16 protein-coding genes are annotated in these 15,043 nt (G+C 70.9%); 5 read left to right on the top strand and 11 right to left on the bottom strand.

Annotation, left to right across the window (positions count from 1 at the left end; all coding sequences use genetic code 11):
* Window positions 1-900 precede the first annotated feature (900 nt).
* Window positions 901-1,347 (top strand): CPCC family cysteine-rich protein, encoded by a 447-nt coding sequence (locus tag IE249_RS37810; RefSeq protein ID WP_268249705.1) that lies wholly within the window; start codon window positions 901-903, stop codon window positions 1,345-1,347.
* On the opposite strand, the gene IE249_RS18945 is transcribed toward IE249_RS37810, so the two are convergent.
* Window positions 1,323-2,816 (bottom strand): helix-turn-helix domain-containing protein, encoded by a 1,494-nt coding sequence (locus IE249_RS18945; RefSeq protein ID WP_229858812.1) that lies wholly within the window; start codon window positions 2,814-2,816, stop codon window positions 1,323-1,325. The two genes, IE249_RS37810 and IE249_RS18945, sit on opposite strands and share 25 nt — an antisense overlap.
* Window positions 2,817-3,145: 329 nt before the next feature.
* On the opposite strand from IE249_RS18945, the gene IE249_RS18940 reads away from it, so the two are divergent.
* Window positions 3,146-3,670, top strand: coding sequence for a hypothetical protein (locus IE249_RS18940; RefSeq protein ID WP_189706000.1), 525 nt, complete (start codon window positions 3,146-3,148; stop codon window positions 3,668-3,670).
* 618 nt (window positions 3,671-4,288) lie between these two features.
* On the opposite strand, the gene IE249_RS18935 is transcribed toward IE249_RS18940, so the two are convergent.
* Window positions 4,289-4,915: a VOC family protein gene (locus tag IE249_RS18935; RefSeq protein WP_189705999.1), complete on the bottom strand. Its 627-nt coding sequence runs from the start codon at window positions 4,913-4,915 to the stop codon at window positions 4,289-4,291.
* Between the two features lie 52 nt (window positions 4,916-4,967).
* Complete coding sequence (locus IE249_RS18930) at window positions 4,968-5,561, bottom strand: TetR/AcrR family transcriptional regulator (protein WP_189705998.1); 594 nt, start codon at window positions 5,559-5,561, stop codon at window positions 4,968-4,970.
* Window positions 5,562-5,674: 113 nt separating this feature from the next.
* Between IE249_RS18930 and IE249_RS18925 the strand changes: the two genes are divergently transcribed.
* Window positions 5,675-6,127, top strand: a complete 453-nt coding sequence (locus tag IE249_RS18925; protein WP_189706031.1) for an iron chaperone — start codon at window positions 5,675-5,677, stop codon at window positions 6,125-6,127.
* 151 nt (window positions 6,128-6,278) lie between these two features.
* Window positions 6,279-7,076: a hypothetical protein gene (locus IE249_RS18920; RefSeq protein WP_189705997.1), complete on the top strand. Its 798-nt coding sequence runs from the start codon at window positions 6,279-6,281 to the stop codon at window positions 7,074-7,076.
* Here the strand turns inward: IE249_RS18920 and IE249_RS18915 are convergent.
* On the bottom strand, window positions 7,070-7,399 hold the full coding sequence (locus IE249_RS18915) for a helix-turn-helix transcriptional regulator (RefSeq protein ID WP_189705996.1): 330 nt from the start codon (window positions 7,397-7,399) through the stop codon (window positions 7,070-7,072). The two genes, IE249_RS18920 and IE249_RS18915, sit on opposite strands and share 7 nt — an antisense overlap.
* A 127-nt stretch (window positions 7,400-7,526) precedes the next feature.
* On the opposite strand from IE249_RS18915, the gene IE249_RS18910 reads away from it, so the two are divergent.
* The gene (locus IE249_RS18910) at window positions 7,527-7,907 is read left to right on the top strand and encodes an STAS domain-containing protein (protein WP_189705995.1); all 381 of its coding nucleotides are present in this window, start codon (window positions 7,527-7,529) and stop codon (window positions 7,905-7,907) included.
* A 53-nt stretch (window positions 7,908-7,960) separates the two neighbouring features.
* Here the strand turns inward: IE249_RS18910 and IE249_RS18905 are convergent, their stop codons facing one another.
* The 7 genes from IE249_RS18905 to IE249_RS37805 form a co-directional block, all read right to left on the bottom strand.
* Window positions 7,961-9,223, bottom strand: a complete 1,263-nt coding sequence (locus IE249_RS18905) for a hypothetical protein (RefSeq protein WP_189705994.1) — start codon at window positions 9,221-9,223, stop codon at window positions 7,961-7,963.
* A gap of 199 nt (window positions 9,224-9,422) precedes the next feature.
* A complete protein-coding gene (locus tag IE249_RS18900; protein WP_189705993.1) occupies window positions 9,423-10,001 on the bottom strand; it encodes a sulfocyanin-like copper-binding protein in 579 nt (192 codons plus the stop codon).
* A 32-nt stretch (window positions 10,002-10,033) separates the two neighbouring features.
* On the bottom strand, window positions 10,034-10,312 hold the full coding sequence (locus tag IE249_RS18895) for an SHOCT domain-containing protein (protein WP_189705992.1): 279 nt from the start codon (window positions 10,310-10,312) through the stop codon (window positions 10,034-10,036).
* 722 nt (window positions 10,313-11,034) lie between these two features.
* Window positions 11,035-12,792, bottom strand: a complete 1,758-nt coding sequence (locus IE249_RS18890) for a phosphoenolpyruvate--protein phosphotransferase (protein WP_189705991.1) — start codon at window positions 12,790-12,792, stop codon at window positions 11,035-11,037.
* Window positions 12,789-13,436, bottom strand: a complete 648-nt coding sequence (dhaL, locus tag IE249_RS18885) for a dihydroxyacetone kinase subunit DhaL (protein WP_189705990.1) — start codon at window positions 13,434-13,436, stop codon at window positions 12,789-12,791. The genes IE249_RS18890 and dhaL overlap by 4 nt, the downstream gene beginning before the upstream one ends.
* 154 nt (window positions 13,437-13,590) lie before the next feature.
* Window positions 13,591-14,586, bottom strand: a complete 996-nt coding sequence (gene dhaK, locus IE249_RS18880; RefSeq protein WP_189705989.1) for a dihydroxyacetone kinase subunit DhaK — start codon at window positions 14,584-14,586, stop codon at window positions 13,591-13,593.
* Window positions 14,583-15,043, bottom strand: a 461-nt coding sequence (locus tag IE249_RS37805; protein ID WP_229858811.1) for an aquaporin, incomplete at its 5' end; no start/stop codon positions are given. The genes IE249_RS37805 and dhaK, both read right to left, overlap by 4 nt.

The following is a 15,043-nucleotide window of genomic DNA, read 5'->3' as shown; positions in this document are numbered from 1 at the left end:
CCCACGGGATCGAACTCCTAAAGCGGGTGTCGCAGGTTCGAATCCTGCCGGGGGCACCAGCCAAAAGGCCCCGGACCATGATCGGTCCGGGGTCTTTTGACGGCACCAATTGACGGCGGTCGCCTCTCAGGCGGCGGGCCGACGGCGTTTGAGAAGCCGGTCCATGTGGCTGATCGCCTCCCGCGCCAGTTCAGATGTCACCCGATCGTGCAGCAGACCAACGACTGGCCGTTCGTGCTGCCCGCAGGAGGCCGGATCGTGGTGGCGGTGGCATGCGGGCCGACGCTGGCCGATGCGCCGGCGTCCATACGGCCCGCTGATCCCACGCCAGGCCAACCGGCCGGACGGCGGGCGCAGCCTGCCGCGGGAGAAACCCTCCGTGGCTGGGGCGGCCCGCACATGGACAAGAAGTTGTTGATCCAGAATGCATGCATTGACCTCACACCCCCTGCGATCAGCTGCTGTCGTGGCCCTCGCGTTCGGTGGGGGACTGGCAGGCCTGGCATAGTTCGTGCCGCCCGTGGGGAGTGATCACGGTTCCCCAGCCGTTGCACACCTCGCAGCCGGCAGCCAAAGCGGCGTTGGCCCGAGGGTTGGACTCGGGGGCGGCCATCGTTCCGTAGGTCATTGAGATTCTCCTGGCGTCGGGACTGTCCCGGTGATGCACCCCTTGGCTGCACAGTGCTTACTTTATTCCGTTTCATGCCCGCTTGCGCCCGTTCATGCAGATTTTATGACCGTTTTGCCCGTAGCGGCAGCCGCGCCTGCCCGCAGCGGGGAATCGATCCTTGGGTCGGCCGACGGTCGAGGGAGGCGTGAAGACTTCCAGCCTTTGGACCACGCCTGAACGGGGACTGCTCATAGACACGGCGTCGGACAGCGAAGCACCGTGCCCTCCCCGTGCCCGCCGCCGGGGGACCACACGGGGAACAGTGGAGAGTCGCTGCCACCGCCCCGGATACACCCAGGTCAGCGCCTTGCCTGGTCAGCACCCATCCGCATACGCAATCCTCCAACCGAGGACTGTGGATCGGGTGGCAAATCTGCCCAGTGTGCTTCTGGGAGGACGACGGCCAGGACGATCACGACGCCGACAGGGTACGCGGCGGACCGAACGGCCGGCTGAGTCTGCCTGAGGCCCGTCGGAACTTCCATGCCCCGGTATTGCGGATGGCAGGTGTCATGCCGGCGCCGACGCCGAACCCGAGAGGAACGCGGCGGGCGTTCCTGGCCGGAGCGGCAGCCGGCCCCCGGCGGCATCCGCCTGGGAGACGGGGAACGTTCACGTCGCGAAAACGGCCCCGAGCAGCTCCCACGTTCCCTCAAGAGTCGGTGGGTACCCACTGACGCACACCGTGGTCGTTCGTGCCGTACCAGTAGTGGGGCAGGCCCTTGATGCTGCTGGTGCGGAACGGGTGGCCGTGGTCGTCGATGCGTACCGTGCCGGTGCGGCCCTGGGATGACCAGTCGAGTTCCAGGTACCAGGTGCAGTCGTAAGCCTCGGTCGTCGCGGTGACCTGCAGCACCTCCGGGTCGTCGGCTGAGACGCGGTAGGGGAACTGCACCGCGGGGACGGGCTTTCCGCTGTCGTCGCCGGGGCGCGCGTGGGCGATCGGGCGGTCGACGTCCAGGTTCACGGAGAAGTTGCGGGGCGGCAGATCACTGCCGCAGCCCTGGCCCATGGCGTACGCGTTGCCGGTGACCGGGGTGCCGCGGCTGACGATACGGACCCTGAGGGCCGCGAGGACCACGGCCGTGGACGACTTCCCCTGCACCGAGATCTGCACCATCGTCTGCCGCCCAGGTACCGCCTGCTGCGTCGCTTCCCACACTCCGGCGTCCTGCTGTACCGGCGGCGGGGGCACCTGGGCCGGCTCCTTCCCGATGACGTAGTCGTGCCCGCAACCGCCGTCCCACATCTGCGAGTCGGCGGTCCACGCGAGCGGCACATCGGCTGGCACGGGGGCGTTGCTCTTCGTCTCCGCCGACGATCCGCCCTTCGACCCGGGGACCTCTGAAGGCCGTACTCCTGTGGAGGGCGAGGCCGAAGAACGGCTGCGGGAGGGACCGGCCACAGTGGCCGAGGGGTGGTGTGACGTATCGGTTCCTGTCGTACGGGACTGACCGGGGGCCTTGGCGGAGGTGCCGTGAGACCGGTCGGCCGACAGCACCGACATACTGCCCAGCGTCACCAGCAGAACGGTCGCCGTGGCTGTGCCGACGACGGTGCGGCGACGGCGGTGCCAAGGGCGTCCCGTTGAGCGGACCGCATCCCACTGGGCCGTCGTCTCGCGACTGCACGGTCCGTGAGCATCGGGAGCAGCCAGTGCGGCGTCGGGTGCGTCGGCACCGAGTCGCGGTGGTGAACCGCTCGTGCCGCCCCCGTCACCACCGATGCCGTCGGCGCCGCCACCCACACTGCGCGTGCTGCCACCTGCGCGCCCCGCCGTCCGGCCGTCCGTACCCGAAGCCCGCTCGTCCCCTGTCGGCTCCGCCGCCTCCTCACCCGCCCTCGGCCGTTGTCGTGCCGTCATCGCGAGCAGCCACAGGCGGTGCAGATCGAGGCGTTCCTGCGGTGTTGCTCCGCAGAAGGCGGCCAACCGCTCCACCGGGGCGTAGTCCTGCGGGACCGTCTCGCCGGCGCAGTAGCGGTGCAGCGTGGAGGTGTTCATGCCGAGACGGCGGGCCAGGGAGCCGTAGCTCCGGTCCGTGCGGTCCTTCAGCCGGCGCAGCAGCGCAGCGAACTGCTCGACGCCATCCTCGGTCGACACCGCTCCCCCAGCCTCCCACGTGTCCCCGTATCCCAGGCGGTCCATATACCTGCACGTCAGATGGGCTGGGATGGTTCCACCGTCGCCGGGCGGCCGTCCGGCGTTGCGCGGGGCGGTCATGGCGGCTGATGCTCTTGGTGTCGCACCGACCAGGACCGGACCGACCAGTCGGCGGCGGACGACAGATGACACCCATTCACTCATCCACGGGGGACACCCATGCCCCAGCGCACCCGAGCCGGCCCGCTCCTCTTACTCGCCGTCACGGGCTCGCCCGCGGCGCGACGCTCGCCACACCGGCAGACGCCGCGGCCAAGGCGACCGTCCGTCAGGTCAGCGTGCAACCACACAGGGACAAGAAAAGGAAGATGCACATGAACAGGAAGTCCCCCGCACACCGCCGTCCGGGCCGCCGCGCGGCCGTCGCCGCCAGCCTCGTCCTGGCTGTCGGACTCGGTGTGTCGACACAGGTGTCGGCACAGGCATCCGTCCATGCCCCCACAAAGCCGTCCGCCGCCGCGCCGCAGTCGGTCAGCGGCACGAGCGGCCAAGTGGTGACCCGGGTCGCCGACTTCTACGGCGCGTACATCGACGCGATCGGCGACTACACGGACCCGGACGCCACGCTGGAAACGGTGCTCCGCAAGCACTACCTGACGCCCGACTTCGCCAAGCGACTGGCGGCCTGGGAGAGGAAGCACGGGGCGGACGGTGTCCTGCGTGCCCAGAACGTCCCGAGGAAGTGGACGGTGACCGACAACGGCGCCGTGGGTAACGGCCATGAGGTCATAGTCACCCTGACCTTCGGCAGCGGGGAGACGACGCAGAAGATCAGGCTTTTCGTGCTGGTGGAGCGGTACAACCACATCGTCGACATCGGCCTCACGAGCAACCGCTGACAGCGGAGCCGCTCCGCCCGGTCTGTCATGGCCAACCTCACGACGGACGAGGACCCGCGTCAGGCACAGCGGCTACGTTGGTGACGGAACTGGCTGACATCCACGTCCGACATCAACGGCAGCAGACGTAGGCACCCCGTGGAGACCGTTCGTGGGCCGCCCCCATATGAGCCGCCAGGAACTACGCCTGGCCTGACCCGCTCACGAAGGAGGATCTCTACCTCCACGAGCAGGCCGAGACATGGGTCGAGGCCGAGACGGTCCGCCGGTGACCACCGTCATCCACGGCCTGCGCCGGGCCTGCGAGTGCGGCAATGAGTCGTTGTGGGCGATGCTCGTGGTCACCGAGGACGGTGCGGAGGCCCTGTGCGGTAGGCGCGAGGCCACCGTCCAGGGCCGGCCGGACGCGGCCGTGGGCCCCATCGGCCGAACCATCAAGGTGGAAGCGACCCAACCACGCGAGCTCGGTCCCTGGGAAGTGATCGCGAAGGATCTCGCGAACACCATCAAGGACGGCACGATGCTGCCCGGTGAGAACGTCCCACCGTCGGCGACCTCGCCCAGGCCGTGCCCGAGGTCGCGAGCTCCTCCGGTAAGTCGGCGCGAGTGCCGGTCGGTTCAGTGTGCGCGTGCCGCTACGGCGGCTTCCCAGGTGAATCCGTCCGGGTCGGTGAGGTCTCCGGTGGTGCTGCCGCCGATGACGAGGCGGTGCGATCCGGTGCCGGCGGGGGCGACACCCAGCTCCTTGGCGAGGGCGCGGCGCCGGTACAGGGCCAGTTTGACGGGGCTCGGCCCGGAGGCGAACTCGGCGTACATGCGGCCGAAGCTCTTCGTCACGGTCAGGCCGTGGTCGACGTAGAACCGCTTGCTCTCCGTCATGTCGGCGACTCCGAGCAGCAGTACGAGCTCGTCGATCCGGCCGGTGGCCGGGCCGGTGTTCTTCTTTGCCGAGGTCGCGATCTTCCAGATCGTCCCGTCCGGCGCCTGGACGACGCCGCCGTAGCCCCACAGGGACTTCGCCGGACGCTTGAGCGGCGTGGCGCCGGCGTCGAGGGCGGCGTCGACCAGCCGGTCGACGTCGGCGGGCTGGGACACCGTGAGCGCCAGTGTGTAGCCGCGGAAGCCGGTGGTGGGTGCCTCGGAAGCCCGCAGGTGGAGCCGGCCGTGCAGGCCGAAGGCCGTGTAGAAGCGTTCGGCGGCCTCGACGTCGGCCACCTCGAGGGTCAGGGATGCGATGGATGCCATGCGCTCACGCTAGGGACGGTGGGGCGGTCGGCGCTTCTCGAATCCTGACCAGTCACCTGCCGGTGGTTCCGTAGGCGGCCATGAACATGTCCAGCAAGCTGTCGATCGCGGCCTCGTCGATGGGGCGGGTCGACAGCAGACCCCGGTAGTACAAGGTGCCGCACAGCACCTCGGCGGCGAATTCCAGGTTCGCGTCCGCGACCAGTTCACCGGTCCGCTGGGCACGGGTGATCCGGTCGAGGGTGCTCCGCTCGACGGTGGCGAGGAAGCGCTCGTGCAGGGTCGCCCGCAGTGCGGAATTGGCTTGTGCCTCGGCGATGACGGCGCGATAGACGGGGCCGATCGGCGGTTGGGAGAGGGCCGAGCTGGAACGGATGAACTGTTCGCGCAGATCCCCGCGGATGTCCCCGGTGTCGCGGTAGTCCAGATCGCTGGTCCACACATGGTTGAGCGCGTCGAGCAGCAGCGCCGCCTTGGACGGCCAGCGCCGGTAGATCGTGTGTTTTCCGACCCCTGCCCGTCGGCTGACCGCCTCGATGCTCAGGCCCGCGTAACCGGACTCCGCGGCCAGATCGAGGGTCACCCGCAGCAGCTCCTCGGTGCGGGCGGCGCCTCGGCGCCGCGGCGAGGCGGGAGTGTTGGACATGTTCCCAGCATATCGGCACGCAGCGTGCCGTTGACATGGCCGAGGGTTTGGCGCAGGATTCCGTCTGGATCGGCACGACCCGTGCCGATATCCAGGAGGGGGTAACCATGACCATGAGCAACACCGAAAGCGGCAGGCACGAGGGCTTCTCGGTCGAGGAGCGGGCCGCGATGAAGGACCACGCGCAGGAGCTCAAGAAGGCCGCGCGCCGCGCCACGGCTGCGGAGAAAGCGGCGGAGGCGGAGCGGGACGTGCTTGCGAAGATCGCCGAAATGCAGGACTCGGACCGCGTCATGGCCGAACGCGTCCATGCCGTCGTCACGGCCAACGCCCCGGCCCTCGCACCGAAGCTCTGGTACGGGATGCCCTCCTACGCGTTGAACGGCAAGGTGGTCTGCTTCTTCCAGAGCGCGGAGAAGTTCAAGGCGCGGTACGCCACGCTCGGGTTCAGCGACCAGGCGCGGCTGGACGACGGCACGATGTGGGCGGCCGGCTTCGCGCTGACCGAGGTGACACCCGAGGTGGAGGAGCGGATCGCCGCACTCGTGAAGCAGGCGGTGAGCTGAGCCGCAGGGACGTGCCGTACGCGTGCGCTCGGGTCGGCGACACGCAAACGACGAGGCGTCAGCTGCGTCGCATCCCCTACCGCGGCGTCCAGTGACGCCCCGTTGACCGCCCAAAGCAGCTGTCACTTGTCTCCGAGGGGGCTCGGCCGCGGTGGGTGCCCTGCCAGCCTGCGGCATCCTGATCACGTTGGGGGAAGACGTAGTGCGCACCGCCGCTGTGCCACGGGTCGTGGCCGGGGTCCTGGCCATAGCGTCTGCCGCGGCGTGCGCAAGCAGCGTCCCGCCCATCGCTGCGAACAAGGCCGAGTTCCTCCGGCCGATGTCCGCGGCACAGTTGCGTACGCATCTGCTGCCCGCCGTCCTGCCGAAGGGCCGGACCTCCCAGGCCGATCCGGCCGATCCCGGTCCGGGCAGTGCCGCAAAGGGCGAACCCCGCTGCGCTTTCCTGGACGGCGGAGACGTGGCGGATGCGGGAGCCACGGACGCGGTGGCTTCCGCAACGGCCTCGTTCGGCGGGGGACACAGCGCCGGAGGCGGTGTCATGGCCGGCGGGGAGACTCTGTATTCGTTCTCCGGAGACGGCGCCGCCCAAGCCATGCGCCGCATACGGAAGTTGGCGGCCCAGTGCGCGAAGGTGGTCACACCCGCACTCGGTTCGGTCCGCTCCACGAAGCGGTTTGCGGCCGTCCCCGGGCCTCGCCTGGGCGACGACAGCATCCGGGTGCGGGCCACCACGACCTGGAGCAACCACGCCAGGGCAGTCCAGCACGACGATGCGCTGGTCGTACGCGAGAGCAACACCCTCATCGTCATCCGGTGCGTCCCGACGACTCAGGCCGAGGTGGACATGGTCCCGTCGTTCATTCCTGAAGCCGTCGCGCAGGTGCGCTCGCAGCACCCCGCACCGGTGGACGCGGCGCACCGTGCGGCGCCGGACGCGGGCTACTGAGGAACCGGGGTTCGGGCGCGGTCGGTCTCGTCCTGCACGAGCAGGGAGAGCAGAGAGGCCACGGGCAGGCCGGCTTCCGCCGGATGGCGCAGCACCTTGTCCGGTTCGATGCGGTAGGTGTTCGTGCGCCCATCACGGGTGTGGGAGAGGTATCCGGCCTGCTCAAGGTCGGAGATGATGCGCTGGACGGCGCGCTCCGTGAGTCGGCAGTGGGCAGCGATGTCGCGGATCCGGACGTTCGGGTTGTCGGCGATGGCCGCCAGTACGCGCGCGTGGCTGGTGATGAACGTCCATCCGCTGTGAGGTTCGGGCACTCCAACCATGGCCCGCATCTTAGGGGGCCGTCATTGCCCAACCCAATTACATGACATACTTTTCATGCAATCCACGACGTGCTCCGCGACGAAGCGCCACGAAAGGAGCCCGAAGGTGCCCTGGGAGGAAGCTGACATGCCGAGACTCGTGAGCAACGTCGGCGAGGAGGGGTGCCCGGCCCAGGTCGGCGAACACGCCCCGGAAGGTGCGTTGCACCAGTACGAATGGCACGGTGCCTGGGTCGTCGCCGCTCACGGCTCCTACGACATGCACTCGGTCCCGCCTCTGGCGCAGGCACTGGATGCTGCCGCCAGGAAGCATCCCAAGGTGGTTCTGGACACCTCGGGTGTCCTCTTCGCGGACTCGACGTTTCTCAATCTGCTGCTCCTCACCCACCAAGTGAGCACCCTGCGCGTGGTCGGGCCGCCACGGCAGCTCCAGCGGCTGTTCGCGATCACCGGGGCCGACACGGTCCTGGAGATACGGGAGACCGTGGACGCCGCCGCCGTCTCCTGAGCCCCCCGCCCGGCTCGATGGTCCCTGACGGTGTGGAGAGGCGCGGCGGGGCTCTACTTGTCGGCGCGGCTGGACAGGGCCTTGCCGACGGCGTCGAGGATCGAGGCCTTCGCGGAGGAATCACGGGGAAGGACGAGGCTGAGCACGGCCGTGATGATGAGGGTGACCCGCACCCCGCCCGCGACGTCGGGCGCTTGCGCCACCGCCGGAATCAAGGGCAGCGCGACGGCCGCGGTGAGGAGGACGACCGGGGGCCACACGGCGGCCGCGGTCCTGCGCAGCCGGGAAAGGGCGGTCACGGGCGGAGCCGCGGCGGTCAGGGTCTCCCAGTCGTCGTCGATCAGCGCGAGCACTCCCGCCCAGAGGGACTTGGTGACGACGTCGAAGGAGGCTGGACCGCCGGCCCGGGCTATGGGTGTCCGGTGCTGCCGGACAACGGCGGCCAGCCGTAGCGTGTCGGCCCGCGCGGGCCCGCGCCCACCGGGGAAGGGGCGGGCGGGCAGTGCGGTCTCCGCCTTGCGGGCCGCTTTCTCCAAGGCACGTTCCACCGCCCTTCGTGAGCGTTCCTGGAACCAGGTGCCGCGGTGGGCGTGCGTGACTTCGCAGACGTCGACCAGGCCGAGGAGCAGCAGGTCATAAGGTCGCAGGACGGGGCGGACCATCCACTTGGTCAGGGTGAAGCACACCGACACCCAGACCAGGACGAGCAGGCCGATCGCCAGGACCGTCAGCACGGCCTGGGCGCCCTTGGCGGCCAGGCGCACCAGGGCATCGCGGGCGGCGGGCCACTGTCCGCCGTGGACGCCTCCCGAGTAGGCGAAGAAGAACAGAGAGACGGTGACGAGGCCGAGGACGAGGGCTTGGAGCAAGGCCATCCGTCCGGCACGCAGACTCCGCCCGCGGGGCTGCCGTAAGTGGAGATGCTGGGCCCGCAGCACCATGACGCCCGCCGCGGAGAAGAAAAAGAAGCCGAGGCCGATCCACAGGGAAGCGGAGGGGGGCGCGGGGGTGTCATGCGTGTTGATGACATGGTTGAGCCAGGGCAGACCGAGGGTCACCTCGTCGTTCCGGTGGACTGTCACCAGCCGGATGACCCAGGGAAGCGCTCCGGCGAGGAGAAGCCCCCCGGGTATGGCGAGCGGCCACCATTCTTTCGTGACCTCCTCATGGATGGCTCGGCGGGCGGCGGCCCGGGCCACCGCCCTGCCGACGAGGGCGGTCTCCTCCGCGTTCAGCGCGATGGCGCTGGAGGCTGTCACACGGTCGCGGTACCGCTCGGCCTCCGCTCGGACGACCTCGACGGACAACTGAGCCACGGCTGCTCCTCCGGGGGCAGATGATGCGGGAGAACCCCAGCACTATGCCCGCCCGAGCTCGCGAAGACGCGCGGTTCGGGCTCCCCGACCAGTGGCGCACGCTCTCACTGAGGGCCACACCCTCACTGAGGGCCACACCCTTCTCACCGTCGAAGAACCGGTCGGGTGCGCGCGGTTCGGGCAGCCGCCGATTCCTTTCTCACCGACGGACGTCGAGCTCCGCGTACATGCCGGCCGCGTAGTGCCCCGGGACATCGCACAGCAGTTCATAGCGGCCGGGCCGCAGCGTCACCGTGGTCCAGGACGCCGCACCGGAGGCGATGCCCTCTCCGGCGCCACTGCCGCACGTGCGGGACGCCTCGCCGACGCTGCCGGCCTCCGATACCCGGCCGTCGGAACCGATGGCGCGTTCTCCGGCAGCCCGGCCCGCGGGCAGCGGCAGCACGATCACCTCGTGCGTGAGGGTTCCCGCATTGACCACCCGCACCGTCACCTGCCCCGCCCGGACCGTCGCGGGGCGGGCCACCAGGCGCATCATGCCCATGCCGTGCCGTCCGGAACGGCCATTGTCCGGCGCGGGCCGGTTCGGGCCCCTCATCATGCGTCCCATGTCCCATACGGTCACGTCGACCGCGCTGCCCGTCGCGGCCGGCGCGGCGCACTGTTCGCTCCGCGCCCTCCAGGACGCGGGAGCCGCCCGGTGGAAGGCGCCCCCGGACACGGCCATCAGCCCCGTGGTGACGATTCCCAGCACCAGGGCCGCGGCGGCGACAGCCATCGCCGTCCACACCTCTCGGCGGCGACGCGCGTTCACCGGTGCTCCCGAAGCAGCGCGAGCCGACGTTTGAACTCGTCCTCGTCGATCTCCCCGCGTGCGAACCGCTCGGCGAGCACGTTCTCGGCCCGCCGGTCCTGTCCCCCACCCTCGCCGGACGGCGGGGGCGGGCCGGGCTGCCAAGGGTGACGCGTACCGGCGAGGTAACGCACCAATGCGATGAGCGCGAGGATCAGGACGGCCCAGAACAGCACCATGAACACCGCCATGACGATCCAGCCGCCCCAGCCCCATCCGCCGTCGTACCACATCATGCCGATCACTTCCCTCGGCTGACTTCAGCGTCAATGCCAGGTTGGATCCGCGAGACCTCAGTCGTACTGGGCCACAGTTCCCGCGTGCGGGGCCGGAGGGCCCAAAGCCCATCAGCCGCACGACTCCGACAGCCCTTTGCCGCGGACCACGGCGACGAAGCAGTGCGCGTGACGCGGCGGGGCCCGGCTGACCGAGCCGTGCAGCAGGCCCGGACGCCCACCGGCCTCGCCGCCGCCATGAGGGCGAGGCGTTCGCCCGCGCTTCCTGCAGCCGCTACGGCACCCGGGCCGACAGCGCGGCGGCGCGGCCCAGGGACGAACGGCCCTGCCGTCGGCTCCGGTGGGAGGAGCAGGCTGGATACGGCGCGAGCGGCGTCCGACCGCGCCCGCAGCCTCCGGCACACCTTGCTCGCGCGGAACTGGGCGGTGCTGCGCCGCCGGCGCCCCGCCGAGCCGGAAACCGTACGACACGGGCCGCTCACGCCCGGCCTGCGCACCCGGAAGGTTCCGGTCGACGGCCGCACGGTCGCGTTGACGCCGAAGGAGTCCGGCATTCCGGAGCGTCCGGCCGCGGACCCCGGCCGGGTGCTGAGCCGGGAGCAGATCCCGGAACGCGCCTGGGCCACCGACCGGTACGGCCGGCCGGGTAGCCGGGCGGAAGAGCGGACGCATAGCCTCCTGTACGGCCGTTCCTGGGAGCGGGCCGGCTTCGACGGGGACGGTTACGGCGATCCGGTCGTCGCCGGCGGCCGGGCCGTCACCGTGACGTCCGGCGGGGCGGACGGGCTCGGCGCCTCCCCGCGGCAGACCCCCGCCCCCGTCTCGACGAGCCGCCACACCTCTTCGGGGTTCGCGCGGGTGAGGGCGACGGCGGCCAGGGAGGCGCAGGTGTCGTGGCGGAGCCGGCGGATGCGGGCACGGACCTCGTCGAGGGCGGCGGGGCCGACCGAGAGGCTGTCACAGCCGAGGCCGATCAGCAGGGGGGTCACGAGGGGGTGTGCGGCGGCGTCACCGCAGACGGAGACCTGACGGCCGTGACGGTGGGCGGCGTCGACGACACGGGCGATGGCGCCGAGTACGGCGGGGTGCGCCGCCATGGCGGGGGTGGCGGTGGGGTCGCGCCGGTCCAGGCCAAGGATCTGGCAGGTGAGGTCGTTGCTGCCGATGGAGAAGAAGGAGGCTTCATGGGCGAGGTCGTCGGCAGCGGCGACGGCTTCGGGGAGCTCCACCATGATGCCCAGCGGTGGCACCGGGACGCCGGCTTCGGTGGCCGCGGCCTCCAGGAGGCGTCGGCAGGCGCGTAGTTCGCCGACGTCGGCGACCATGGGGATCATGATGCGCAGGTCGGTGTCGGCTCCGGCGCTGAGCAGACTGCGGAACTGATCGGCGAAGGCGTCCGGTTGGGCGAGCATGAGGGGAAGCCCGCGGCCGATCCGTGCGCCCCGGAGACGGGAGAGGAACGGCGGGAGTTTGTCGTCGGCGAAGTCGAGTGTGCGGGCCGTGACAACCTGCCCGGTCAGAGCGCGCAGGACGGGGACGAGGGTCGCCGCGTGCTGCTCGCGGGTGGGCCAGGCGGGGTGGTTGAGGAAGGGCAGTTCGGTGCGGAGGAGGCCGACACCTTCGGCGCCGGCGGTCAGTGCCGCGCGGGCCTCGGCCGCAGTGGCCACGTTGGCCCGCAGCACGACGGCGTGCCGGTCGAGTGTCTCGGCGGGCAGGTGACGCTCTGCGGCGAGGGCGAGCCTGCGCGCTCGGGCCGTCTCCATGGCTCGCAGGGCCCTGGTGCGTTCCTCGTCGTCGGGGTGGGCGACCGCGCTGCCGAGACCGGCGTCGAGCAGGATCTCCTGTCCGTCGGGCAGTTCGAGCAGCTGGGGGTCGACGCCCAGGAGGAAGGGGATGCCCAGCGAGCGGGCGACGATCGCGGCGTGGGAGTTCGGACCGCCGGTCACGGATATGGCGGCGGTCACCGTCCGGCCGGGTTCCAGCAGGTCCGCGGCACCGATCTCGTGGGCCACCAGGACGAGCGGCTGGTCGGGGGCGGGGCCCGTGTCGCCGTGGAGAGCGGACAGTACGCGGCGGCCGACCTGCCGGACGTCCGCGGCACGCTCGGCGAGGGTGGGATCGTCCAGAGCGGCGATGGTCGCGGCGTAGGCGTCGATGGCCTGCCGGACGGCGACCGGCACCGGCTCGCCGTCGTTCGCCCTCTTGATGGCCAGATCGCGCAGATCCTGGTCCTGGGCGATGTAGCCGTTGACCTCCATGATGTCGGCCTGTTCGTCCTTGCTCCGCTCGCGCAGCGAGCCGGACAGGTCGAGCAGGCGGGCGGCGACGGTGTCGAAGGCGTCGGTGATCTGCTGCGCGGGGTCGCCGCCGGCGCGGTGGGGCAGCGCCGTTCTGGAGAGCGGCCGGTCGGTGCGGTGGACGAGGCCGAGGGCTGTGCCCGGCGCGGCGGCGTGCCCGGTGAAACCGCGGCGGCCGGTCATCGGGCCCCCATCGACTCTGCGCTGGCCGCCAGCGACTCGGCCAGGGTCCGGAACACGAGGGCGGTGGAGGTGGCGCCCGGGTCCTGGTGGCCGATGCTGCGGGCGCCGAGGTAGGAGGCGCGGCCCTTGCGGGCCTGCATCGGGGTGGTGGCGCGCATGCCCTCTTCGGCGGCGTCGGCGGCGGCCACGGCTGCGGTGTCCAAGTCGGCGCCGGCGTCGGCCTGTTGCTGGAAGGCGGCAAGAGCGGGGGCGTAGGCGTCGATCATGGTCTTGTCGCCGGGTGCGGCCGCACCGAGCTTCTGGATGCTCGCGAGGCCGGCGGCCAGTGCGGCGGCGACCTGCTGTGTGTCGGCGGTGGGGGTGCCCAGGGCCTTGCCGATGGCGCGGAAGGCACCGCCGTAGAGCGGTCCGGAGGCGCCGCCCACGGTGGAGATGAGGGTGGTGCCGGTCTTGACCAGTACGGCCCCGACGGTGTCCGGCTCGTAGTCGGCCAGGGCCGTGACGGCGGCGGAGAAGCCGCGGTGCATGTTGGTGCCGTGGTCGGCGTCGCCGATGGCCGAGTCGAGCTGGGTGAGGTGGTCCTTGTGCTGGTCCACGGCGGCTGCGATGGCCTGCACCCAGGTGCGGGCGAGGTCGGTGTCCACGGGGTCTCCGTTCGTGGTCGGTACGGGGCTTGGATGGCGATGGGGTGAGCCGGGGACGGGGGGGAGGACGCGGGGGGTGCGATCCGGGCGGGCAGGCAGCGGCAGGCACTGGCCCGGCCCTCGCGTATCGCGCGGCCCCGCCCCCGGCTCGGCTTCAGACGCCCCAGCGCAGGGCCGGGGTGTTCACGGGCGCGTCCCACAGGGACAGCATGTCGGCATCGGCCTTGCACACGGTGAGAGAAACGCCTGCCATGTCCAGGCTGGTGACGTAGTTGCCGACGAGGTTGCGGGCGATGACCACGCCCTTGTCCGCGAATGCGGCGGCGATCTCGTGGAAGACCACGTACAACTCGATGAGCGGGGTGCCGCCGAGGCCGTTGACCATCACGATGGTCTCGTCGCCGGCCGTCAGCGGCTGGTCGGCGAGAATGGCGTCCAGGGCGGTGGCCACGATCTCCCTGGCCGGGCGCAGCTTCTCGCGGCGGCGTCCGGGTTCGCCGTGGATGCCGACGCCGACCTCCATCTCGTCCTCGGGCAGGTCGAAGCCGGGCTTGCCGGAGGCAGGCGTCGTACAGGCGGTCAGCGCCACCGCGAAGGACCGGGAGGCGGCGTTCACCCTCTTGGCGATCTCCGCCACGGCGGCGAGGCCGGCACCCTGCTCGGCGAGCGCGCCGGCGATCTTCTCGACGAAGACGGTGGCTCCGGTGCCTCGGCGCCCTGCGGTCCACGTGGAGTTCTGGACGGCGACGTCGTCGTCGACCAGAGCCGTCTCCACCGCGATGCCTTCCTCGGCGGCCAGTTCGGCGGCCATCCGGAAGTTGAGGACGTCACCGGTGTAGTTCTTCACGATGAACAGCACGCCCGCGCCGCCGTCGACGGCCTGGGCGGCGGCCACCATCTGACCGGGCACGGGCGAGGTGAACACCTCGCCGGGGCAGGCGGCGTCGAGCATGCCCTCGCCCACGAAGCCGCCGTGCAGGGGTTCGTGGCCGGAGCCGCCGCCGGAGACCAGGGCCACCTTGCCGCTTCTGCGGGCGCCGCGGGAGATCACCTTGTTCTCCACGTCGACCTTCAGTCCGGGGTGGGCCGCGGCGATCCCGGACAGCGCCTCGGCCAGCACCGCTTCGGGCGCGTTGATGAACTTCTTCATGAAAGGGCTCCTTCAGCCGCTACGGCCGGCTGGTTGGCGGTCTCGGCGGCGGTGACGCCACGGCGGGCGTTCAGGGCGGTATAGAGGAAACCGGCGGCGACCGCGCCCACGACATCGCCGATCGCGTAGACCGGCAACTGACTCCAGTGGACCGTGCCGTTGAACAACTGGCCGACCAGCATGGGGCCGACGACGCGGGCCGGGTTGATCGCGGAACTGGTGGCGGGTCCGACGACCATGATGACGGCGAACACCGCCAGGCCGATGGCGAGTCCGGCGAAGCCGCCGGCCGAGCGGCGGTCGATGGCGCCGAAGACGACGAAGGCCAGGACGGCCGTTCCGACGGCTTCGGCGAAGAAGGCCTGGCCGGCACCGACCTGGGGGCCGTACGAGGCGATGCCCAGGCCGACGGTGACGGCCTGACGGCCGAGCACCCCGATGATCGCGAGGGCTCCCA

The organism is Streptomyces anandii JCM 4720, assembly GCF_014650655.1.
GTDB classification, from domain to species: domain Bacteria; phylum Actinomycetota; class Actinomycetes; order Streptomycetales; family Streptomycetaceae; genus Streptomyces; species Streptomyces anandii.
Note: the sequence above shows the minus strand (reverse complement) of the source record. Positions and strands in the feature narration are given on the sequence as shown.